Annotated in this window: 16 protein-coding genes; 15 read left to right on the top strand and 1 reads right to left on the bottom strand. The window is 74.0% G+C overall.

Going from position 1 to position 22,404, the window contains the following annotated elements:
• The first annotated feature begins 79 nt into the window (after positions 1-79).
• Together ABD841_RS02905 and ABD841_RS02910 are read left to right on the top strand one after the other, a co-directional pair.
• Positions 80-1,552 (top strand): FAD-dependent oxidoreductase, encoded by a 1,473-nt coding sequence (locus tag ABD841_RS02905; protein ID WP_344967536.1) that lies wholly within the window; start codon positions 80-82, stop codon positions 1,550-1,552.
• Between the two features lie 409 nt (positions 1,553-1,961).
• Positions 1,962-5,114 (top strand): DUF4082 domain-containing protein, encoded by a 3,153-nt coding sequence (locus ABD841_RS02910; protein ID WP_344967538.1) that lies wholly within the window; start codon positions 1,962-1,964, stop codon positions 5,112-5,114.
• A 66-nt stretch (positions 5,115-5,180) separates the two neighbouring features.
• Here the strand turns inward: ABD841_RS02910 and ABD841_RS02915 are convergent, their stop codons facing one another.
• On the bottom strand, positions 5,181-6,974 hold the full coding sequence (locus tag ABD841_RS02915) for a lysylphosphatidylglycerol synthase domain-containing protein (protein ID WP_344967540.1): 1,794 nt from the start codon (positions 6,972-6,974) through the stop codon (positions 5,181-5,183).
• A 67-nt stretch (positions 6,975-7,041) separates the two neighbouring features.
• On the opposite strand from ABD841_RS02915, the gene ABD841_RS02920 reads away from it, so the two are divergent.
• From ABD841_RS02920 to ABD841_RS02980, 13 genes are all read left to right on the top strand, one after another.
• Positions 7,042-8,082, top strand: a complete 1,041-nt coding sequence (locus ABD841_RS02920; protein WP_344967542.1) for an NAD-dependent epimerase/dehydratase family protein — start codon at positions 7,042-7,044, stop codon at positions 8,080-8,082.
• Positions 8,079-9,686: a hypothetical protein gene (locus ABD841_RS02925; protein ID WP_344967544.1), complete on the top strand. Its 1,608-nt coding sequence runs from the start codon at positions 8,079-8,081 to the stop codon at positions 9,684-9,686. Before ABD841_RS02920 ends, ABD841_RS02925 begins: the two co-directional genes overlap by 4 nt.
• 194 nt (positions 9,687-9,880) lie before the next feature.
• Positions 9,881-10,900 (top strand): iron ABC transporter substrate-binding protein, encoded by a 1,020-nt coding sequence (locus ABD841_RS02930; protein ID WP_344967546.1) that lies wholly within the window; start codon positions 9,881-9,883, stop codon positions 10,898-10,900.
• On the top strand, positions 10,901-12,409 hold the full coding sequence (locus tag ABD841_RS02935) for an ABC transporter permease (protein ID WP_344967548.1): 1,509 nt from the start codon (positions 10,901-10,903) through the stop codon (positions 12,407-12,409).
• Complete coding sequence (locus tag ABD841_RS02940; protein WP_344967550.1) at positions 12,406-13,407, top strand: ABC transporter ATP-binding protein; 1,002 nt, start codon at positions 12,406-12,408, stop codon at positions 13,405-13,407. Before ABD841_RS02935 ends, ABD841_RS02940 begins: the two co-directional genes overlap by 4 nt.
• A 327-nt stretch (positions 13,408-13,734) precedes the next feature.
• Positions 13,735-15,855 carry an amylo-alpha-1,6-glucosidase gene (locus tag ABD841_RS02945; RefSeq protein WP_344967552.1) on the top strand — a complete coding sequence of 707 codons (2,121 nt, stop codon included), beginning with the start codon at positions 13,735-13,737 and terminating at the stop codon, positions 15,853-15,855.
• Positions 15,856-15,913: 58 nt separating this feature from the next.
• Positions 15,914-17,020: a glycosyltransferase family 4 protein gene (locus tag ABD841_RS02950; protein WP_344967554.1), complete on the top strand. Its 1,107-nt coding sequence runs from the start codon at positions 15,914-15,916 to the stop codon at positions 17,018-17,020.
• An 85-nt stretch (positions 17,021-17,105) separates the two neighbouring features.
• Positions 17,106-17,876, top strand: coding sequence for an enoyl-CoA hydratase/isomerase family protein (locus tag ABD841_RS02955; protein ID WP_344967556.1), 771 nt, complete (start codon positions 17,106-17,108; stop codon positions 17,874-17,876).
• A 92-nt stretch (positions 17,877-17,968) separates the two neighbouring features.
• Entirely contained in the window at positions 17,969-18,499 is a 531-nt protein-coding gene (locus ABD841_RS02960; RefSeq protein WP_344967558.1) for a hypothetical protein, read from the top strand.
• On the top strand, positions 18,496-19,719 hold the full coding sequence (locus ABD841_RS02965) for a DUF6395 domain-containing protein (RefSeq protein WP_344967560.1): 1,224 nt from the start codon (positions 18,496-18,498) through the stop codon (positions 19,717-19,719). Before ABD841_RS02960 ends, ABD841_RS02965 begins: the two co-directional genes overlap by 4 nt.
• Complete coding sequence (locus ABD841_RS02970; protein ID WP_344967563.1) at positions 19,716-19,865, top strand: hypothetical protein; 150 nt, start codon at positions 19,716-19,718, stop codon at positions 19,863-19,865. The genes ABD841_RS02965 and ABD841_RS02970 overlap by 4 nt, the downstream gene beginning before the upstream one ends.
• A 153-nt stretch (positions 19,866-20,018) precedes the next feature.
• Positions 20,019-21,665 (top strand): flavin monoamine oxidase family protein, encoded by a 1,647-nt coding sequence (locus ABD841_RS02975; protein ID WP_344967565.1) that lies wholly within the window; start codon positions 20,019-20,021, stop codon positions 21,663-21,665.
• A gap of 88 nt (positions 21,666-21,753) precedes the next feature.
• Positions 21,754-22,275 (top strand): YbaK/EbsC family protein, encoded by a 522-nt coding sequence (locus tag ABD841_RS02980; protein WP_344967568.1) that lies wholly within the window; start codon positions 21,754-21,756, stop codon positions 22,273-22,275.
• Positions 22,276-22,404: the final 129 nt, after the last annotated feature.

A 22,404-nucleotide genomic window follows, 5' to 3' on the forward strand; every position in this document is an offset into this window, starting at 1 on the left:
GCGCACCGCCGACCGGTGGCGGCGCGGACGACGTGCGAGGGGTTCCCCGGTACGGCGAGGTCGGTATCCTTGGCCCGCTATGGGGAAGAGCGCGGATCTCGTCGTGATGGGCGCCGGGCCGTCCGGCCTGGCCGCCGCCTGGCGGGCGGCGCTCCGCGGGCTCTCGGTGACGGTGCTGGAGCGGGCCGGCCACGTGGGCGGCCTGTCGGCGAGCTTCGAGGTGGCCGGCGTCCGGGTGGACCACGGCAGCCACCGGCTGCACCCGGCGACCCCGGCGCACCTCCTGGCCGACCTGCGCGGGCTTCTCGGTGACGACCTCCAGCAACGGCCCCGCAACGGACGCCTGAGGATCGCCGACCGGTTCGTGGGCTTCCCGCTGAAAGCCGGGGAACTGGCCGGACGCCTGCCCCCGCGGCTGCTGGCGGGGGTCGCCCGTGACGCGCTCACGGCCCCGCTGCGGAACGCGGGCCCCGGTGCCGCCTACGCCGAGACGCTCAGGGCGAGCCTCGGCCCGGCCCTCTACGAGGCCCTCTACGCGCCGTACGCGGTCAAGCTCTGGGGCCTGCCGGGCGAGGAGATCGACGGTGACCAGGCGCGCAAGCGCGTCACCGCAGACAGCCCCTGGAAGATCGCCCGGCGCGTCCTGCGTGGCCGGCCCGACGGGCAGGGGCGCGTCTTCCACTACCCCCGGCGCGGTTTCGGGCAGATCGTCGAGGCCCTCGCCGACGCGGCCGCCGCCGCGGGAGCCGACATCCGCCTCGGCACGGCCTGCACCCGCATCGCCCCCACCGCCGAGGGCGTCCTGCTGCGCACCGCACCGCCGGCCGTCCCCGGAGCCGCGCCCGGCGGCGCGGGTCCCGCGGGGCGCGGCGCTCCGCCGGGAGTGGCGGCTCCCCGCGGCGCGGGAGAGGAGTTCACGGCCGGGCGGGTGTTCTCCACGATCCCGATGCCCGCGCTGGCCCGGCTGGTGGAGCCGGGGCCTCCGGCGGGGGTCGTCGAGGCGGCCGCGCGGCTGCGCTTCCGGGCGATGGCGCTGGTCTACGCGGTGCACGAGGGCGGCAGGTGGACGCCGTTCGACGCGCACTACCTGCCCGGCCCCGGCACCCCGGTCACACGCGTCTCCGAACCCGCCAACTACCGCGTCAGCGCCGCCGACCCCGCCGACCGCACGGTGCTCTGCTTCGAGATCCCCTGCGCGGTGGGCGACGAGATCTGGACCACCGACGACTTCTCCGGGATCGTCCACGACACCCTGGCCCGTTCCGGCCTGCCCCCGCTCCGCCTGGCGGAGATCGCCGTGCGCCGGGTGCCCCACGTCTACCCCGTCTACGAGACCGGTTACGCCGCCCACCTGGCCGGCCTGGACGCCTGGGCGGGCACCGTCCCCAACGTGACCACCTTCGGCCGGCTGGGCCTGTTCGCCCACGACAACACCCACCACGCCATGGCCATGGGCTACGACGCCGTCGACTCCCTCACCTCCGGCGGCTGGGACGCCCCCGCCTGGCGGGCCGCCCGCGCGCGCTTCGCCCGCCACGTCGTCGAAGACTGAGCCGGGGCGGTTTGCCCGTCACGTCGTCGGAGACCGAGCCGGGGCGTTTCGTCCGCCAGGTCGCCGGAGACCGAGCCGCCGCCCTCCGGCCCGCAGCGGGGACCGCCCCGGGACCGCGGTGGGGCGGGCGTGGCGAATCCCGGGGATCTCCCCGGCGGTATCGCGAGGACTTTCTTCATGATCGGCAGCGACACGCCCATTTCACATGGGATGCCGTCATATCGCCGATCACCCCAGAAGTGCCTGGTCACGGACCGTAACATGCCTCACTGAATCGATGATCACTACGTTTCCGCCGCCCTTTGCCCGATACGGGCGCGGGGGAGCGCGGTCGGGGGTGCACGTGTCGGACCGTGAGAAGAGGGCCGGCCGCAGACGCCGGCTGTTCCGGATGGGGCTGGTCCTCTCCGTGGCTGCGAACGTGGCGTGCGCGCCGGTGGGCGTACCGGGCGCGGAGGCCGGCGGGCAGCCGCCCGGTGGCCGTCCACCGCAGGTCACCGCCGTGGCCCTGGCGGGCGATGCGCCGTCCGCCACGCCGTCCGGTGTCGTGCCCTCGGGTGTCGTGCCGTCCGGAGGCGAGGCGCCGTCGGGTGTCGCCGCGGTGGGCGCGGCGCGGAGCGCCCCGGACTTCGCCGCCCTCGCCGCGGAGGGGGCGCGGAGGCAGGCACGCGAGATCCGTGCGGGAACCCGTGCCGGCGGCGGGAACGTCGCCGCCGCCTGCCCGCCGACCTCGGTCATCTGCCTGGAGAACAGCAAACCCGGCAACCCTCCCAGCGAGTGGGACGTCTCGGGATCGGGCAGTTCGACGATCCAGGGTTACACGACGCAGATGAGCGTCGGCAAGGGAGAGACCGTCCGCTTCAAGGTCGACACCGTGGCCACCGACTACCGCCTCGACGTCTACCGCATCGGTTACTACGGCGGAATGGGCGCGCGGAAGATCACGACGCTCGCCCCGTCCGTCCCCCTGCCGCAGGCGCAGCCCCAGTGTGTGGAGGAGACGACGACCGGACTGGTCGACTGCGGCAACTGGGGGGAGTCGGCCTCCTGGGCGGTGCCCGCCGACGCCGTCTCCGGGGTCTACATCGCCAAGCTCGTCCGGGAGGACGGGACGAGCGGCGCCAGCCACATCATCTTCGTGGTCCGGGACGACACCCGGGGGTCGGACCTGCTGATGAAGACCTCCGACGCCACCTGGCAGGCGTACAACAGGTACGGCGGGAACAGCCTCTACTTCGGCGAGCCCGCGGGCCGCGCCTACAAGGTCAGCTACAACCGCCCGTTCCGCACGCGCGGCACGGCCAGCAGCGACGCGCCGGAGACCTTCTTCTTCAACTCCGAGTACCCCATGATCCGGTGGCTGGAGGCCAACGGGTACGACGTGAGCTACACCACCGACGTGGACACCGTCACGCGCGGCCAGGAACTGCTGGAGCACCGGGTCTTCCTGTCCGTCGGCCATGACGAGTACTGGTCGAACGAGATGCGGAACAACGTCGAGAACGCCCGGGACAACGGCGTCAACGTCGCGTTCTTCTCCGGCAACGAGATCTTCTGGAAGACCCGGTGGGAGCCGAGCATCGACGGGACGGACACCCCGACCCGGACGCTCGTCTGCTACAAGGAGACGCACGCCAACGCCAAGATCGACCCCAGCCCGCTGTGGACCGGCACGTGGCGCGACCCGCGGTTCTCGCCGCCGTCGGACGGGGGCAGGCCGGAGAACCGCGTGACCGGGACCATCTTCATCGTCAACGGCACCGTCAACGACGCGATCACCGTCCCGGGGGAGTTCGCCCCGATGCGGTTCTGGCGCAACACGTCCGTGGCGAGCCTGCAACCCGGGCAGACCGCGACGTTCCCCGCGGGAACGCTCGGGTTCGAGTGGGACCAGGCGCCGGACGACGACTTCGAACCGCCGGGGACGGTGCGGCTCTCCCGGACGACGGTGTTCCAGTCCACCAAGTACCTGCTCGACTTCGGGAGCACCTACGGCTCCGGGACCGCCACGCACAGCCTGACCCTCTACCGGGCCCCGAGCGGCGCCCTCGTCTTCGGCGCCGGCACGGTCCAGTGGCCGTGGGGGCTGGACGCCACCCACGACCGGGCGGGCACCCCCACGGACGTCAGGATGCAGCAGGCGACGGTCAACCTCCTGGCCGACATGAACGCCCAGCCGGCCAGCCTCCAGCCCGGTCTCGTCCCGGCGACGGCGTCGACGGACACCACCCCGCCGACCTCGGTGATCGTCAACCCGCCCCAGGGCGCCTCCCTGCAGGCCGGGACGACCGTCACGATCGAGGGGACGGCGGCCGACACCGGCGGCGGGGTGGTGGCCGCGGTCGAGGTGTCGGTCGACGGCGGCGTCCGGTGGCGCCAGGCGACGGGGCGGAGCAACTGGCAGTACGCGTGGACGCCCGAGGGCAGCGGCACACAGACGATCCGGGTTCGGGCGGTCGACGACAGCGGCAACATCCAGGGGACCCCGACCACGAGGACCGTCACCGTCGGCACCGCGACGTGCCCCTGCACCATCTGGCCGGCGTCCACGGTGCCCACCGTGACCTCGGCCGACGACCCCGGCTCGGTCGAGCTCGGGGTGAAGTTCCGGACCTCCGGCCAGGGGACCATCTCGGGGATCAGGTTCTACAAGGGGTCGCTCAACACCGGCACGCACGTCGGCAACCTCTGGACCTCCACCGGGCAGCTCCTGGCGAGGGCGACGTTCACCGGCGAGACCTCGAGCGGCTGGCAGCAGGTGAACTTCGCCACCCCGGTCCCGGTGAACGCCGACACCACGTACGTGGCCTCCTACTTCGCGCCCAACGGCGGATACGCCCAGGACGTCGCGTACTTCACGAGCGCGTTCACGCGGGGGCCGCTCACGGCCCTGGCCAACGGGACGGACGGCGGCAACGGCGTCTACCGGTACGCGACGGGCACCATCTTCCCCGACCGTACGTACCAGGCGAGCAACTACTGGGTGGACGTCGTCTTCACGCCCTCCGGCCCGACCCCGACGGTCACCCCCACGATCACCCCGACCCCCACGATCACTCCGACCCCCGGCACGGAGAGCAGCCTGTGGGACGACACGACGGTCCCGGCGGTGCCGTCGGCGGACGACCCGCGAGCCGTCACGGTGGGGCTGAAGTTCAGGGCGACGGTGAGCGGGACGGTCAGGGGCGTCCGGTTCTACAAGGGCCCGCAGAACACCGGGACCCACACCGGGAGCCTGTGGACCAGCGGCGGCCAGCTGCTGGCGTCGGCGACGTTCACCAACGAGACGGCGAGCGGCTGGCAGCGGATGAACTTCACCACGCCGGTCGCGATCACCGCCGGCACCACCTACGTGGTCTCGTACCACACGACGTCGGGGTTCTACGCGCTGAACAGGTCGTACTTCACCACGCAGTACACCAACGGCCCGCTCGTCGCCCTGGCGAACGGCGCGGAAGGGGGCAACGGCGTGTACCGGTACCGCGCGACGAACGCCTTCCCGTCGAAGAGCTACCAGGCCAGCAACTACTGGGTCGACGTGGTGTTCGTCGCCGGAGGGTAGGCCGCTCGCGCGGGTCCGGCGGGGTGCCGCCGGGCCCGCGCCGTCCGGGCCCGGCGATCTCCGCCGTCAGGGGGAGTTCAGTTCGCGGTGGACGGCGGGGATGACCTTGCGGAGGTAGCTGCCGAGCCTGATGAAGGACCGGCCGGTGGAGCGGAACGCGTAGCGGATCGGGACCTCGCGGTAGACGTACCCCTTGGCGAGCAGGTCCAGAGTGAGGACCTGGGCGTAGTTGTAGTCGTGGACGACCTCGGCGGCGCGGGCCGCCGAGGGGGAGAAGGCGCGGTAGCCGCTCTGCCCGTCGGTCACCTCCTGCCGGGTCATCCAGCGGACCCAGGCCGTGAGCACGCGGTTGCCCAGCCGTCGCTGCGGGAGCATCCGCTCGATGGTCCCGGCGAACCGGGAGCCCACCACGTAGTCGGCCTCGCCGGTGAGGACCGGCGCCGCGACCTGCTCGATGTCCTCGGGGAAGTACTCCAGGTCGGCGTCCAGATAGACCACGGCGGCGGGGTCGAGCCTGACCGCCTCGGCCAGTCCGCGCCGCACCGCGGCGCCCAGCCCGAGGTTGCGCACCTGGGAGACCACCCGGGCGCCCGCCTCGCCCGCCCGCGCGGCCGACGCGTCGGTGGAGCCGTCGTCCACCACGATCGTGACCAGGCGGCGCCCGGCGACCGCGGCCGGCAGGCGGCGCACGACCTCGCCGACCGTCTCCTCCTCGTTGAACACGGGGATGAACGCCACCACGGGCGCGTCCGCGGCGACCGGCAGCGGCTGCGGACGTGCGGGGAGCACCCGGTCGAGTCTCAGGCGGCCGAAGTAACCAGGGGAGGGGATCATGAGAGCGGTACCTCCGACAAGGAGCGAGTAGACCGTTTTGAGGGCGTGGGTGAGCAGGGCGACGGCGAACGCGGGGCCGGACGCGACGCCGAGGGCGGACAGCGCGGCGGTGGCCGCGGCCTCGTAGGAGCCGAACCCGCCGGGCGTGACGGCCACCGTCTGGGCGGCGATGGTCACGGCCGTCACCGCCACCGCCTCGGCCGGCGACAGCGCCACCCCGGCCAGCCGGGCGACCTCGTACACGACCGCCGACTCCAGCACCCACGCCGCCATCGCGGCGAGGAACGCGACCGGCAGCGCCGCCGCCGTCCGCCGTCCCGGGCCGGAGCCCGCCGGCCCGCGGCCCGCCGGGCGGGGGTGCGAGCGCAGGAACCAGATCCCCGCGGCGACCATGACCAGCGTGAGGCCGCCGAGCACCGGCCCGAGCCAGGGGCCGGCGAGGGCCGAGACCAGAGCCGGGGCGCCGGCCGCGGCGAGCAGGAACACCGCGACCAGGTCGGCCGCGCGGAGGGTGACGGTCGAGGCGACCACCGGGGCGGCCGGCAGGCCGGTCCTGCGCAGGACCGAGGTCACCCGCAGGGCCTCGCCCAGCCGGAACGGCAGGACGTGGTTGCCCAGCAGGGAGACGTGCAGGGCGGCCCACGACTGGCCGGGCGACAGGCCGGGCAGCACCCACCGCCACGACCACGCCCGCAGCGCGAACGCGCATCCGTACAGCGCGAGGGCGGCCAGCACCCCCGGCGGGTCACGCAGCAGCGCCAGCGAGGCGGAGGCCAGGTCGGGCCCCGAGACCGTGCGGGTGAGGTAGCCGACGGCGACGGCGAGGACCACCAGCCCGGCCGCGCGCCGCGCCCACGCGAGCGGTGACCGGCGGCCCGCCGGGGCCCCGGAACCCGGTGACGCCGGCGCCCCGGCCGCCGGGTCGGGTGACGCGGCCGCGGGGCGCGGGGAGTCCGGGACCGGGGCGGGTGGCGGCGCCGGGTCGGGTGACGCGGCCGGAGCGGGGTCGGCCATGGGTGTCCTCACATGAAGCTTTATGCTCTCAATAAGTGAGGTTAGGCTACCTTTAGTGAGGCTACGGAGAGGGCAGAGGGTGTCATCCATCGTGACCGGAGCCGCCGGGTTCATCGGCCGGATGCTGACGCGCACCCTCATCGAGGCCGGTGAGAACGTCGTCGGCATCGACCGGATCCCCCAGCCCGCCAGGCCCGGCCTGACCGTCCTCACCGCCGACCTCCTCGACGACGACGGGCTCGTGCGCGCCGCCCTCGACGGCGCCGACGTGGTCTACCACCTGGCCGGCTGCCCCGGCGTGCGCGACCGCCGTCCCGGCGTCGCCCGGCGCCGCCACCGCGACAACGTCCTGGCCGGGGCCCGCGTGCTGGCCGCCGTGCCGCCCTCCGTGCCGCTGCTCGTCGCCTCCTCCAGCTCGGTGTACGGCGGGGCCCGCGGCGGGTGGCCGAGCCGCGAGTCCGATCCGCCCCGGCCCGCCGGTGGCTACGCCGAGAGCAAGACGCTGCTGGAGCGGCTGTGCGCCGAGCGGATCGCCCGCGGCGGGCTGACCACCGTGGTCCGGCCGTTCACCGTGGCGGGCGAGGGCCAGCGGCCCGACATGGCCCTGTCGCAGTGGCTGGCCGCGGCCCGCGAGGGCCGCCCGCTACGGGTGCTCGGCTCGCTCGACCGCACCCGCGACGTCACCGACGTCCGGCAGGTCGCCCGCGCGATGACCGACCTGGTGGCCCGAGGCGCCCAGGGCACGGTCAACATCGGCACCGGACGGGGCCACAGCCTGCGCGCCCTGGCCGCCGCCGTGGCGGAGGCACTCGGCGCCGAGGTGTCCTTCGCCGTCGAGCCCGCGTCCCCCGTGGAGCCCGGTGCTTCCCTGGCCGACACCTCCCGTCTGCGCTCCCTGGTCGGCTGGACGCCCGAGACCGACCTCCTCGACCTCGTCCGCCGCCAGGCCGCGGCCTCGGCGCCGGCCGCCCCCGGTGACCGCTCCGGGAAGGTCCGCGAGCCCGTCGCCGTCGGCGCGTCCGCCGCGGGCCCCGTCGTCGGCGCCGGGCCCGCCGGGCCCGGTCTCCGCGCCGCCGTCCGGGGAGCGGCCGTGCTCTCCTCCCTGGCGGAGGCGACATGACCGGGCGGGTGGCCCGGGCGGGGACGGGGATCCCGGAGCGCGGCGCGGGCGAAACGCGGTTGGAGCGGTCCAAGAGCCGGTCGGCGGTCCGGGCCGCGGTCCTGGCCGGGGTGGTCGGCACGGTGGCCGCGCTCCTCGGCATCGGGGTGCGCGCCCGCTTCGGCGGCCATGTGGCGGTCGACGAGCCGCAGTACCTGCTGACCGCCCTGTCGATCTTCGAGGACTTCGACCTCGACATCACCGACGAGCTCGACCGGCGGCGCTGGGCGCCGTGGGCGGGGACCGAGCCCCTGCCGGTCCAGACGGAGGTCCTCGCCGACGGCACGCAGATCAGCCCGCATGATCCGCTGCTGCCGATCCTGCTCGCCCTCCCGATGGGGCTCGGAGGCTGGATCGCGGCCAAGGCGGCCCTGGCGGTCATGGCCGGGGTGCTCGCCGCGCTGACCCTGTGGACGGCGGTCCACCGGTTCGCGGTCCCGCTCCGGCTCGCCACGGTGGGGGTGACCCTCGCCGCGGCCTCGGCGCCCCTCGCCGTCTACGGCCAGCAGGTCTACCCCGAGCTGCCGGCGGCCCTGGCCGTCCTCGCCGCCGTGGCCCTGCTGACCGGCCCCGCCTTCGCGTCCGGCGACCGCCCGCGCGGTCGGGGCGTCGCGGCGTTCGGGCTGGTGATCATCGCGCTGCCGTGGCTGTCGGTGAAGTACGCGCCGGTGACCGCGGTGCTCGCGGGCCTCGCCCTGTGGCGGCTGTGGCGGCTCGGCCGGCCGGGGGGCGGCCGGCGGCCGGCGGTGGCGCTCGCGGGCTGGTTCGCCGCCATGGGCGTCGTCTACCTGGTGATCCACCGCCTCGTCTGGGGCGGCTGGACGGTCTACGCCAGCGGCGACCACTTCCAGGAGTCCGGCGAGTTCGGCGTGATGGGCTTCAACCCCAACTACGTCGGGCGGGCCTCGCGCCTCATCGGGCTGATGGTCGACCGGGGGTACGGCCTGGCGGCCTGGCAGCCCGCCTGGCTGCTGCTCCTGCCCGCCGCGGGCTTCGCGCTGTGGTGCCTGCGCCCGCGCGGTGCGGGGCCGCGCCCGCGCGGCGCGATATCGCGCCGGTCCGCCGCGGTGCTGCTGCTCCCGCTCGCCGCCGGATGGCTGACCGCGACGTTCGTCGCGCTGACCATGAACGGCTACTGGTGGCCGGGTCGCCAGCTCGTGGTGGTGCTGCCGCTCGCCCTGCTGCTCGTCCTCGTCCTGCTGGCGGCCCGGCCGGGCCGCACGCGCTGGGCCGCGCTCGCGCTGGGCCTGGCCGGGACGGTCGACTACGCGTGGTTGCTGGCCGACGGGTACGCCCGGCGGATCACCTGGGTGAGCGGCTTCGAACAGGCCGGCTCGCCGCTCTACCGGCTCCTGCGGCCCGTCCTCCCCGACTACCGGCTGGGCTGGGGCGGTTTCTGGCCGCTCCACCTGACCTGGGGGGTCGTGTTCGTCCTGTTGATCGCGTACGGCATGCCGTATCTCGGGAAAGGAAGATCCCATGAAGAGGACCTCGATCCGCGCGCTGGCGACGGTACTCGCGATGGCGGGGGCGTTGACCTTCGGCGTGGCCGCCTGCGGCGGTGAGAACGACGACGACGGTGGTTCCGGCTCCTCCAGCTCCAGCTCCTCGGAGTGACCGGGTGCCCGGCCGGTCGGGGCGTCCCGGGGACGGGAGTCCCGATCAGCCGGGACGCCCCGGCCGGACACCCGGTGCACGGGACCGGGCCACCCACCACGTGGCAAACAGCAGCAGATAGCCAGTAGAAGGAAGTACGCCCATGTCGCTGCGCAGGCTGGTCGCCGCCGCCCTCGTCCCCTTGGCGCTGCTCGCGTCCGCCTGCGGCGGGGGAGACGAGGCCGAGAGCTTCGACGAGAACTCCCTGGTGATCTATTCGGGACGCAACGAGAACCTCGTCGGCCCGCTGCTCGACAAGCTGAAGACCGCCACCGGCCTGGACGTCCAGGTCCGCTACGGCGACAGCGCCGAGCTGGCCGCGCAGATCCTGGAGGAGGGCGCCGACACCCGGGCCGACCTCTTCTTCTCCCAGGACGCCGGGGCGCTCGGCGCGTTGAGCAAGCACGGGATGCTCGCGCCGGTCCCGCAGGACCTGCTGAGCCGGGTTCCGGCCCACTACCGCAGCTCGGAGGGGACCTGGGTGGGCCTCTCCGGCCGGTCCCGGGTGATCGTCTACGACCCCCGCACGGTCGCCGCGCCGCCCAAGAGCGTCTTCGAGCTGACCGACCCCAAGTGGCGGGGCAAGGTCGGCTGGGCGCCGACCAACGCCTCGTTCCAGGCGTTCGTCACCGCGCTGCGCGTGGTCTCCGGCGAGGACAAGGCCCGGCAGTGGCTGGAGGCGATGAAGGCCAACGGCACCCAGACCTACCCGAACAACGTCGAGATCCTCAACGCCGTCGACGCCGGGAAGCTGCAGCTCGGCCTGATCAACCACTACTACTGGTACGAGAAGGTGGCCGAGCAGGGCACCGCGGGAGTGCCCTCCCGGCTGGCCTACCTGCCGGGCCGGGACCCCGGGGCCCTGGTCAACGTCGCGGGCGTGGGCGAGCTGAAGAACACCAAGCACGCCGAGGCGGCCAGGAAGGCGATCGACTACCTGCTCGGCCCCGACGCGCAGAAGTACTTCGCCGACACCACCAAGGAGTATCCGCTGGTCTCCGGGGTGGCGACGGCCCCCGGCCTGCCGCCGCTCGACTCGCTGAAGGGCCCGGAGGTCGACCTGTCCAAGCTCGACTCGCTGGAGCAGACCATCACCCTCCTGCAAGACGTGGGTCTGGTCTAGATGTCGTCTCGCCGGATTCCCGCGGGGCTGCTCTGGCCCGCCGGAGTGACGGCGGCGCTGGCCCTGCTCCCGGTCGCCTACCTGGCGGTGCGCTCGGTCGAGGGCGGTCTCGACGCCGTGGCCAGGACCCTGCTGCGGGCCAGGACGCTGGAGCTGGCCGTGCGCAGCCTGGGCCTGGCCGCCGTGGTGACCGCGCTGTGCGTGGTCGTGGGCGTCTCGCTGGCCTGGCTGGTGGTCAGGAGCGACATGCCCGGCCGCCGCGTGTTCGGCGTCCTCGCCGCGCTGCCGCTCGCGGTGCCGTCCTACGTCGCGGCCTACACGTGGGTGGCCGCCCTCGGCCTGGAGGGGTTCGCCGGGTCGGTGCTCGTGCTCACCCTGTGCAGCTACCCCTACGTCTACCTGCCGGTGGCCGCGGCGCTCAGCCGGATGAACCCGGCGGCCGAGGAGGTCGCCCTGTCGCTGGGCCGCAGCCGTTACGCGGTCGTGCTCCGCCAGTTGCGGCCCGCCGCGGCGGCGGGCGGGCTGCTGGTGGCGATGTACGTGCTCTCCGAGTTCGGCGCGGTGGCCATCATGCGTCTGGACGTCTTCACCACGCAGATCTACACCTCCTACCGGGCGGGCTTCAACCGGACCCCGGCGGCGGTGCTGGGGCTGCTGCTGGTGCTGGTCACGCTTCTGATCGTGGTGGCCGAGTTCCGCACCCGGGGCCGGGCCGCGTACGCCATGCGGGGCGGGGCGGCGCGCAGACCCTCGGTGATCCGGCTCGCCCCCGGCCCCAGGGCGCTGGCGCTGGCGTGGTCCGTCGCCCTGGCGGGGCTGGCCGTCGGCTTCCCGCTGGCGAGCATCGGCTACTGGCTCCTGAACGGCTCCTCGGCCCGGCTGGATCCGGTGGACCTGTCGGAGGCGGTGGGCGCCACGCTCGCCGTCGCCGCGGCGGGCGCGCTGCTCACCACGGCGCTGGCCGTCCCGGTCGGGATCATCGCGGCCCGGCACCGCGGCCGGGTCGCCACCTTCCTTGAGCAGTCCACCTATGTCGGGCACTCGCTGCCCGGCATCGTCATGGCACTGTCGCTGGTCTTCTTCGCCGTGCGCTACGTCCCGGCGATCTACCAGCGGTCGCCGCTGCTGGTGATCGCCTACGCGGTGCTGTTCATGCCCGCCGCGGTCGGCGCCGTACGCGCCTCGGTGCTCCAGTCGCCGCCGGTCCTGGAGGAGGTCGCCCGGTCGCTGGGCCGCACCCCGCTCCAGGCGGTGCGCGCGGTGACCCTGCCGCTGGCGCTGCCCGGGGTGCTGGCCGGGGCCGCGCTGGTGTTCCTGACCGCGATGAAGGAGCTCCCGGCGACCCTGCTGCTGCGCCCCACCGGCATGGACACCCTCGCCACCCGCCTGTGGACGGAGACCGGCTCCGGCGCCTACGCGGCCGCCGCGCCGTACGCCGCCCTGCTCATGCTTCTGGCGGCCGTCCCGGGGTTCCTCCTGGGCCGCCGATCTCTGGAGGAGACGCCATGAGACTGACCGTCACGGACGTGACCAAGTCGTTCGGCGGCACGCGGGTGCTGCGCGGCGCGTCGCTGACCGTGGAGGAGGGCGACCTGGCCGCGGTGCTGGGCCCGTCCGGCTGCGGCAAGACCACGCTGCTGCGGATCATCGCCGGGTTCGAGAGCCTCGACTCCGGCTCGGTGCGGATCGGCGACCGCGAGGTGTCCGGGCTGCCGCCGGAACGGCGCAAGGTCGGGATCGTGCCCCAGGAGGCGGCGCTCTTCCCGCACCTGTCGGTGGCGCGCAACGTCGGCTTCGGGCTGCCGCGTGGCTCCGCGGAACGGATCGAGGAGTGCCTGGAACTGGTCGGCCTGGCCGGTCTGGGCGCCCGGATGCCGCACCAGATCTCCGGCGGGCAGCAGCAGCGGGTGGCCCTGGCCCGCGCGCTCGCCCCGCGGCCCGGCGTGGTGCTGCTGGACGAGCCGTTCAACGCCCTGGACCGGTCGCTGCGGGTGAGCGTCCGCGACGAGGTGCGGGCGGCGTTGAAGCGGGCGGGGGCCACCGCCGTGCTGGTCACGCACGACCAGGAGGAGGCGCTGTCCATGGCCGACACCGTCGCCGTCATGCGTGAGGGCCGGATCGTCCAGGAGGGCAGCCCCATCTCGGTCTACGCCGAGCCGTTCGACCTGGGCGTGGCCACGTTCGTGGGGGAGGCGGTGGTCCTGGCGGCCACCTCGGACCACGGCGTCGCCTCCTGCGAGCTGGGCAGTCTGCCGCAGCGGACCAACGGCGTCCCGGGCCGGGGCAGGGTGGCGCTCCGGCCGGAGCAGTTCGTGCTCCGCGAGCCGGGGGAGGGCGCGGCCGGGCTGGTCGAGCGGGTGGAGTTCTTCGGCCACGACGCGGCGGTCACGGTCGTGCTGGACTCGGAGACGGTCGTCAGGGCCCGTACGCGGGGCGACGTGCTCCACCGGCCGGGCGACCGGGTGGGCGTCACGGTCCAGGGGCCGGTGCTGTTCTTCCCCGAGTGAGGTGCCCGCCCTCCCCGGTGAGGTGCCCGCTCTCCCGAGTGAGGCCGCTTCCCCGAGTGAGATGCCCGCTCCCCGATGAGGTGTGCGCTTCCCGGGTGAGGTGCCCCCCTTCCCCGGGCGGGCGTCTCTTCGCGGGCGCGGAGTCTGCTCTCCCCGCGTGGGGCCCGCTTCCCGGCCGGGACGCCCTTCCTTGGCCGGATATCGGATGATTGGCGAGAAATCTCTCTAATCCGGCAAAACGTGACAATTAGCCCTTCAGTGGAGTTCTTCCTGCTTTGGGGTGGGAATGGGTGGATAGCCGATATTTCGTGCACCCCGGAGAGAACATTGGACGCCTGGACGTTCGAGGGCCAGCCCGGCTCGCTCGGTGACACCGCGGTCACCCTGGTCGAGGGAAGCTCCTTCTGCGTGTGCTCGCGCAACGGCGACATCATGCAGGGAGGGGCGCAGGGGGTCTACCACGCCGACACCCGGCTGCTCTCGCGCTGGGAACTCCGGGTGGACGAGACCCCGGTGGAGGCGCTCAGCGTGCTGCCCCGCGAGCCGTACCACACGAAGTTCCTCTGCCGGGCCGCCCCCCGCCCCGGCAGAGCGGAGAGCAGCCTGCTCGTGATCCGGGACCGCTACGTCGGCGGGGGCCTCCGCGAGGACCTCACCCTGCGCAACCTGGCGGACGAGCCGGCCGGGTGCGTGGCCGACATCCACGTCGCCTCCGACGTGGCCGACCTGTTCGAGGTGAAGGCCGGGCGGATCCGGCACGTGAGCGACGTGGAGACGACGGCCGACAGGGCGGGGCTGCTGATCGTCTCCGCGAGCCGTCGCCGCGGCACCCGGGTGGTGGCCGACCCTCCGCCGTTCGCCGTGCCGGGCGTGCTCATCTTCCGGACCGTCGTCCCCGCGCGGGGCGAGTGGACCGTCACCCTCCAGGTCAACCCGATCCTGGAGGGTGAGGAGTCGCCCGCGTGGTTCGCCACCCACCATCCGATCGATCACGCCGAGCCCGTCAGGCGCCGGGCCGACTGGGAGCGGCTCAGCCCGTCCGTCAAGACCCCGAACCGCGCGCTCTCCCACGTCCTGCGCCGGTCGAGGGAGGACCTCGGGGCGCTGCGGCTGTTCGACGCGGACCGGCCCGACGAGCTGCCGACGGTCGCCGCCGGCGCGCCCTGGTTCATGACCCTGTTCGGCCGCGACTCGCTGCTGACCTCGATGATGGCGCTCCCGATGGACCAGTCGCTGGCGCTCGGCACGCTGTGCCGCCTGGCCAGGCTCCAGGGCACGGCCGAGGACCCGCTGACCGAGGAGGAGCCCGGCAAGATCCTGCACGAGCTCCGCTTCGGGGCGCAGGCCGGCACCACCCCGCACGGCGGGCAGGCCTACTACGGCTCGGTCGACGCGACCCCGCTGTTCGTGATGCTCCTGGGCGAACTGCGCCGCTGGGGCCTGCACAAGCAGGCCGTCGAGGAGCTCATGCCGCACGCGGACGCCGCCCTCGACTGGATCCGCGGGTCGGCGAACCCGTTCCTGACCTACCGCCGCAAGACCGACCACGGCCTGGTCAACCAGGGGTGGAAGGACTCCTTCGACGGCGTCACCTTCGCCGATGGCACCCTCGCCCGCGCGCCCATCGCCCTGGCCGAGGTCCAGGGCTACGTCTACGCCGCCTACATCGCCCGCGCCCACTTCGCCCACGAGTGCGGCGACACCGTCCTGGAGGAGCAGTGGACCTCCCGCGCCGGGCGGCTCAAGGACGCGTTCAACGAGCGGTTCTGGCTGCCGGACCGGGGTTACTACGCCATCGCCCTGGACGGCGCGGGACGTCCCGCCGACAGTCTCGCCTCCAACATGGGCCACTGCCTGTGGACCGGCATCGTCGACGAGGACCGCGCCGCCTCCGTCGCCGAGCACCTGCTCTCGCCCCCGATGTTCACCGGGTACGGCGTGCGGACCCTCGCCTCGACCATGGGCGCCTACAACCCGATGAGCTACCACAACGGCTCGGTCTGGCCGCACGACAACGCCCTGGTCGCGGCCGGCCTGATGCGCTACGGCTTCGCGGAGGGGGCGCAGCGGGTCGCGTCCGGCCTGCTGGACGCGGCCGAGACGTTCGGCTGGCGGCTGCCGGAGCTCTTCTGCGGCTTCGACCGGGCCGAGTTCCACCGGCCGGTGCCCTTCCCCACCTCGTGCTCGCCGCAGGCGTGGGCCGCGGCGAGCCCCATCCACCTGGTCCGGACCCTCATGCGCCTCGAACCGTGGATCCCCTACGGTCGGCTGTGGCTGGCCCCCACCGGGCTGAAGGGCCTGCGGGTCAGGGGCCTGCCTCTCGCGGGCTCCAGGGTCACGATCGACGTCGGCGACGGCGGCGCCTCCATCACGGGCCTGCCGGAGGGGATTGTCGCCGTCCACGAGCCGCGCACCCCCATGACCGCCGCCCTGCGGCGGGCCCCCTGAGCCCCCTGAGCCCCCTGAGCCCCCGGTCATCCGTTCACATATTCCGGGAGAGGTTGCCATGGCTTCTTCACACGGCATCCCGCGATGGTCCGACAGCCTGCGAATCCTGATGGTCGCGCCCCCCTGGTACGACATCCCGCCCCAGGGTTACGGGGGAATCGAGTCGATGGTGGCCGACCTGGTCACCGGGCTGGTCCGGCACGGGCACGACGTGACCCTGATCGGCGCGGGTGCGCCGGGGACGCCCGCGCGGTTCCTGCCCACCTACGAGCGGCCGCCCTCCGAGCGGATGGGCGAGTCGATGCCGGAGGTGTTGCACGCCGCCAAGGCGCACACGCTGAGCTCGACCCTTGACGTGGACGTCGTCCACGACCACTCCCTGGCCGGGCCGCTGACCGCGCACGGGCAGGCCGTGCCGACCGTGGTCACCTCGCACAGCGGGGTGCACGGGGAGTTCGGCGAGTACTACCGGGCGCTCGGCACGCGTGTCTCGGTGGTCGCCGTCTCCGAGGCCCAGCGGCGCCTCGCCCCGGACCTGAACTGGGCGGGGGTGGTGCACAACGCCGTCGACGTCGGATCCTTCCCGTTCCGGGACCGCAAGGAGGAGTGGGTGCTCTGGCTCGGCCGGTTCAACGAGGACAAGGGCGCGCACCTGGCCATCGACGCCGCCCGCGCGGCGGGACGGCGGATCCTGCTCGCCGGGCGGATCACCGAGCAGGTGGAGCACGACTACTTCGACGAGTTCGTCCGGCCCAGGCTCGGTCCCGGCGCCGAGTACCTCGGCGAGGCGGACCTCGCCCGCAAGCGCGAGCTGCTGGCGGCGGCCCGCTGCCTGCTCTTCCCGATCCGCTGGGAGGAGCCGTTCGGCATGGTCATGATCGAGGCCATGGCCTGCGGCACGCCCGTGGTCGCCCTCGGCCGGGGCGCCGTGCCCGAGGTGGTCGTGGACGGGGTCACCGGCTTCATCCGCGGCGCCCCCGAGGATCTCCCCGCCGCCGTCGAGGCGGCCGGCGCGCTCGACCCGCGGGCCTGCCGGTCCCGGGCGGAGCGCTGCTTCGACGTGGACGTGATGGCCCGCGCGTACGAGGCGATCTACCGCAGGACGATCCTCCGGGTGCCCCGGCAGGCGGGCGAGACCAGAGACCTGGTGCTGCCCGCCACGTAGCGGCGTTCTATGTTGGAGCACGGCGCGCGACCGGCGGCGCGCCGGTCGCGCGACGGCGCGGCGGGGTCTCGGCGGAAGGACGTCCATGGGCGAGTTCGTGCGGGTGGAGACGGCTGACGGGGTCGCGACGATCAGGCTCGACCGGCCGAAGATGAACGCGCTCAACCGGCAGGTCCAGTTGGAGATCGCCGAGTGCGCCCGCCAGGTGGACGCCGACCCGGCCGTGCACGCCGTGGTCCTCTACGGCGGCCAGGTCTTCGCGGCCGGCGCGGACATCAAGGAGATGGCCGACATGCCGTACGCCGACATGGCCGTCCACTCCCGGGTCCTGCAAGACTGCTTCACCGCGGTCGCCCGGATCGGCAAGCCCGTCATCGCGGCCGTCACCGGCTACGCGCTGGGCGGCGGCTGCGAGCTGGCCCTGTGCGCCGACATCCGGATCGCCGGGGAGTCGGCCAAGCTCGGTCAGCCGGAGATCCTGCTCGGCCTCATCCCCGGGGCCGGGGGCACCCAGCGGCTGCCCCGGCTGATCGGCCCGTCCAGGGCCAAGGACCTCATCTTCACCGGCCGCCACGTCTCCGCCGAGGAGGCGCTGCGGATCGGCCTCGTCGACCGGGTCGTACCGGACGCCGACGTCTACGGCGAGGCCCTGGCCTACGCCGCCCGGTTCGTCGGCGGGCCGGGCCTGTCGCTGCGCGCCGCCAAGAAGGCGATCGACCACGGCCTGGAGACGGACCTCGACACCGGTCTGGAGATCGAGCGCCTGCAGTTCGCCGGGCTGTTCGCCACCGACGACGCCAGGATCGGCATGCGGGCCTTCGCCGACCGGTCCAAGGCCGAGTTCACCGGCCGCTGACGCGTTCACCGGTCATGACCGCTCCGCCGCTGGATGCCCGGTCCGTGTAGAAGCTCCTGATTGATCAGTGATTGCCGGTATGGTGCCGGGTTATGGTGCGGTTGCTGAAGCGTGCGCTGATGCCCGCTCCGCTGCGGCGGGCGGTCCTCGGGTGGCTCGACTCCCGATACATCCCCAGGGCGGATCACCGGCAGGACCTCAAGGACGCGCTCCGGGAGGTGCGGACCCTGTCCCGGGAGGTCACCACGTTGCGCGCCGAGGTCACCGGGCTGCGCACCGAGGTCGGCGAGCTCCGGGCGCGCGTGGCCACGGCCGGGGTCGCCCCCGACCGGGCCGCGCGCTGGGACGACGCCCACCGCCTCGCCCAGGAGACCGCGGTCGCGATGGACCGGGTGCTCCAGAACGAGGTCCTGCTCTGGCAGGCCGTCGACCGCGCCGCGGGGGCGGACTCCGCGCGGCCCGCGGAGGGCGTCCCCGGGCGGCCCGAGACCGCCGTGCCGGACGGCGCCGCGGGAGCCGGCTCCGCCCGGCCCCGGGGCGACCTTCCCGAGCCGCCCGAGGCCGGCGCGGCGGCCGGGGTCGTGGAACGGTCCGGGGCGGGTTCCGCGGGGAGCGCCCGATGAGGGTGACCTGGAACGTCGACGGAGGGGCCTGGCACCTGACCTTCCGGCTGGACCCCGAGGACGGCATCACCGGCCTCTGCTCCGACGGGCAGCCGCTGAAGCTGGCCACGAACTCCTGCCGGGTCGAGCTGCCGCGCGCCCTGCCCGACGTCCACCCCGACCTGCCGGCCCTGGCCGCGTGGACCGTGGTCGCGCCGTGGACCCGGCGGCGAATCGTCTTCGACCGGCCGATCTCCGCCCAGCTCGCCGCCGCGTTCGCCGAGGGCTGGGGAGTGGAGGCGGGGCCCGTCGGGAGCCCGGCGCGGTCCGGGTCCAGGCTGGCGATCTCCTACAGCGGCGGCGCCGACTCGGCCGCGGTGGCCGCGATGCTGCCCGACGCGCCGTTCGTGCACTTCCAGCGGGTCTCCCATCCCCGCGTGCCCAACCGCTGGACCCACTACCGCTCCGACGTCCTGGCCGCGCTGGCCGCGGAGACCGGCCGCGAGCTCACCGTCGTCCGCTCCGACCTGGAGTTCACGCTCGCCGAGCCGCGGCCCGGCTACCCCGAGCACCACGCGGTCGCCGCCGGGGCCCTGCTGCTGGCCGACGAGCTCGACCTGGGCGGCCTGGCCTTCGGCTACGAGCTGGGCTCGCGCTGGCTGGGCGGTGACCGCTACCTGCTCCGCTACACCCCCGACAACCCGATGTGGGCCCCGCACGGCGCCTGGGGCCGGGCGTTCGCCGCGGCGGGCCTGCACATCGTGCTCCCGGTGGGCGGGGTGAGCGAGGCCGTCACCATGCGGCTCGCCCTCGGCTCCGAACTGCGCGACCAGGTCCGCTGGTGCCTGCGCGGGGTGAACGGCGCCTGCGGGAGCTGCGGCAAGTGCCTGTACAAGGAGCTCATCCAGGCCGCCGTCGAGCGCCGCCCGCTGCGCACCGCGATCACCGCCGACCGCCCGGTCGCCCGCAAGTGGCAGCAGCCGCCGCCGTACGGCGGGCAGGAGATGATCGAGTACGGCTGCGCCAGGGTGCCCGGCGTCGAGGACACCGTCTTCGGCGCGGCGGCCGGGTTCCTGAAGGCGACCGAGGCGTCCACCGCCTGGCTGGACCGCTGCTACCCGCCCGCGATCGAGGAGATCCCCGAGCCGTGGCGCAAGCAGGTCCGCGACTTCGTCGACGCGGAGGTCGGGTTCATGAGCGACGACGAGGCACGCAACGTCGAGACCTGGGGGACGGCGTGAGGGCGTACGTCCCGGGCGCCACCGCAGCCGCTCCCCGCCACGCGGAGCCCGCCGCCGGCGGCCTGCCGCTCCTCGCGGCCGTGCCGGGGATCTCCGCCGCCGGAGCCGGCGGCCAGGCCGTCCGCGGCGACGGCGGGTACGGCTGATCCCCCGGAGGACCCGCCGGCGTCTGCCGATAATCTGCGTCCGGTGCCCCAGACGGTCTCCGGGGCTCGTGACGATCCCCGACGACTTCCGAGACCTGTGACGACCTCCCCCGACCTCCCCCGACCTCCCCCGACCACCTGTGACGGCCCCCGATGAGCGATGACAGCGGCCCCGCCCCGGCCGAGTCCGAACCCCCGGCCGAGTCCGGCTCCGCCCCGGCCGGGACCGCCGCGGCCGGGGGCGGGGGCGGGGGACTGACCCGCAGGGCGCTGCTGGTCGGCGTGGGCGCGGCCGGCGGTGCCGGGGCCATGTTCGCCGCCATGGGCGCCCTGGGACTGGCCCCCGAGTCGCAGGAGCGGGACTTCGTCCCCCCGCAGCGCTCCGACTTCTCCCTCACCGGCCGGGGCGCGGCCAAGGTGGTCGTCCTCGGCGGCAGCATCGCCGGCCTGACGTGCGCCTACGAGCTGGGCAAGGCCGGGTACGACTGCACGGTCCTGGAGGCGTCCGACCGGGTGGGCGGCAGGACCATCACGCTGCGCGCCGGGGACCGGCTCGACGAACTGGGCGGCGAGACGCAGACGGCGGCGTTCGAGGAGGGCACCTACTTCAACGCCGGCGCCGGGCGGATCGCGCAGTGGATGGTCACCCTGGACTACTGCCGCGAACTGGGCGTCCCCATAGAGACGTTCGTCAACAACAACGCCTCGGCGTACGTCTACACGCGCGGGATGGCGGCCCCGGTCCGGGCGCGTACGGCCCGCGCCGACCTGTACGGCTACGTCGCGGAGCTGCTGGCCAAGGCGAGCGACACCCGCGCGCTGGACCGCCGCCTGACCGCGGAGGACCGCGAGCGGCTGGCGGAGTTCCTGCGGCGCTTCGGCGACCTCGGCCCCGACCTGACCTACCGCGGCTCCACCCGCCGCGGCTTCGAGACCTACCCCGGGGTCGGCGAGGGCGTCCCCCTGGGGGCGCCGCCCTCGCTGCGCGCGGTGCTCGCCGCGGGCACCGGCCGGGCGGTCACCATCGACTTCGGCTACGACCAGGCCATGCCCATGTTCCAGCCGGTGGGCGGCATGGACGCCATCGCCGGCGCGCTCGCCGACGCGGTCGGGCGCGACCGGATCAGGACGGGCACCCGGGTCACCGGGATCAAGAACCTGCCCGACGGCGTCGAGGTCACCCACCAGGGCGGCACCCTGCGCGCCGACTACTGCATCGCCACGCTCCCGCCCCACCTGCTCGCGCGGCTGCCGCACAACCTCGGCGCCCAGGTCACCGCCGCGCTCCGCACGCCCGTCCCGGTCGCCGCGGGCAAGATCGGCCTGGAGTACCGCAGGCGCTGGTGGGAGACCGACGACCGCATCTACGGCGGCGTCACCGAGACCGACCTGGACATCACCCACATCTGGTACCCCTCGCACGGCTACCACTCCCGCACCGGCCTGGTGGTCGGCTACTACAACACCGCGGAGAACGCCGAGCTGTACGGCAGGCTCTCCCACCGTGACCGCCGCACCCGGGCGCTGACCCAGGGCAAGAAGATCCACGGTGAGAAGTACCGCACGGAGCTGCGTTCCAGCGTGTCGATCGCCTGGCAGCGCCGCCCGCACATCGAGGGGGGCTGGGTGACCTGGCCCTCCCACGAGGGAGGGTTCGCCCTCCTGCAGCGCCCCGCGGGCCGGGTCTACTTCGCCGGCGACTGGCTCACGCACCTGGTCGCCTGGCAGGCCGGGGCCATGGAGTCCGCCCGGAGGGCCGTCACCGAGCTGCACCGCAGGGTCCTGCAGGCGACCTCCTGAGCGCCGCCGCGGAACCTTGGGCCGCCGCCGTGGAGTCTCGCGCCGTAGAGTCTTGGGGGGCGGACGACCGGAAGGAGACGAGGCGGCGATGGCGATCGGAACGTTGGACTGGGCGAAGGCCGGTGAGCGCCCGGACCTGCTGGCCGAGCCCGTGGCGCGGGCGGTCGCGGGGCTCGACGGAGTCGAGGTCGCCGAGATCGACCCGGAGCTGGCCGACACGGCGGCCTTCTGCGAGCGCTACGGGGTGGGCCTGGGCGAGTCGGCCAACTGCGTGATCGTGGCCGCCAAGCGCGCCGGGGAGATCGGCTACGCCGCGTGCATGGTGCTCGCCACCACCAGGGCGGACGTCAACGGCGTCGTCCGGCGGCACCTGGGCGCCCGGAAGATCTCGTTCGCGCCGCAGGACGACGCGGTCGGCCTGACCGGCATGGAGTACGGCGGGATCACCCCGCTGGGCCTGCCCGAGGAATGGCCGGTGCTCGTGGACGAGGCGGTGGCGGCTCATCCCGGGGTCGTGATCGGCAGCGGCGTGCGCCGCTCCAAGCTCGCCGTGCCCGGCTCCCTGCTGGCCGGGTTGAAAACGGCACAGGTGCTTCGTCTGGCGAACTGAAGTGGAAATGAGATTAAGTGGAAGGGTAATCGGGAAACCGCCGGGTTCCGCTGAACGTTATTCAGTCGGGGAATGTGGCCTGACGGTTCATCTCGCGGGCGGTGTCTAAGCCGATATGGTGCTTCATGC

Origin of the sequence: Streptosporangium fragile (assembly GCF_039534445.1) — a bacterium.
Taxonomy (GTDB): domain Bacteria; phylum Actinomycetota; class Actinomycetes; order Streptosporangiales; family Streptosporangiaceae; genus Streptosporangium; species Streptosporangium fragile.

Excerpts from the sequence above, each read along its gene's own strand:
- ABD841_RS02905 (WP_344967536.1), top strand. The coding sequence starts at position 80 with ATGGGGAAGAGCGCGGATCTCGTCGTGATGGGCGCCGGGCCGTCCGGC.
- ABD841_RS02925 (WP_344967544.1), top strand. The coding sequence starts at position 8,079 with ATGACCGGGCGGGTGGCCCGGGCGGGGACGGGGATCCCGGAGCGCGGC.
- ABD841_RS02930 (WP_344967546.1), top strand. The coding sequence starts at position 9,881 with ATGTCGCTGCGCAGGCTGGTCGCCGCCGCCCTCGTCCCCTTGGCGCTG.
- ABD841_RS02935 (WP_344967548.1), top strand. The coding sequence starts at position 10,901 with ATGTCGTCTCGCCGGATTCCCGCGGGGCTGCTCTGGCCCGCCGGAGTG.
- ABD841_RS02940 (WP_344967550.1), top strand. The coding sequence starts at position 12,406 with ATGAGACTGACCGTCACGGACGTGACCAAGTCGTTCGGCGGCACGCGG.
- ABD841_RS02950 (WP_344967554.1), top strand. The coding sequence starts at position 15,914 with ATGGCTTCTTCACACGGCATCCCGCGATGGTCCGACAGCCTGCGAATC.
- ABD841_RS02955 (WP_344967556.1), top strand. The coding sequence starts at position 17,106 with ATGGGCGAGTTCGTGCGGGTGGAGACGGCTGACGGGGTCGCGACGATC.
- ABD841_RS02960 (WP_344967558.1), top strand. The coding sequence starts at position 17,969 with ATGGTGCGGTTGCTGAAGCGTGCGCTGATGCCCGCTCCGCTGCGGCGG.
- ABD841_RS02965 (WP_344967560.1), top strand. The coding sequence starts at position 18,496 with ATGAGGGTGACCTGGAACGTCGACGGAGGGGCCTGGCACCTGACCTTC.
- ABD841_RS02975 (WP_344967565.1), top strand. The coding sequence starts at position 20,019 with ATGAGCGATGACAGCGGCCCCGCCCCGGCCGAGTCCGAACCCCCGGCC.
- ABD841_RS02980 (WP_344967568.1), top strand. The coding sequence starts at position 21,754 with ATGGCGATCGGAACGTTGGACTGGGCGAAGGCCGGTGAGCGCCCGGAC.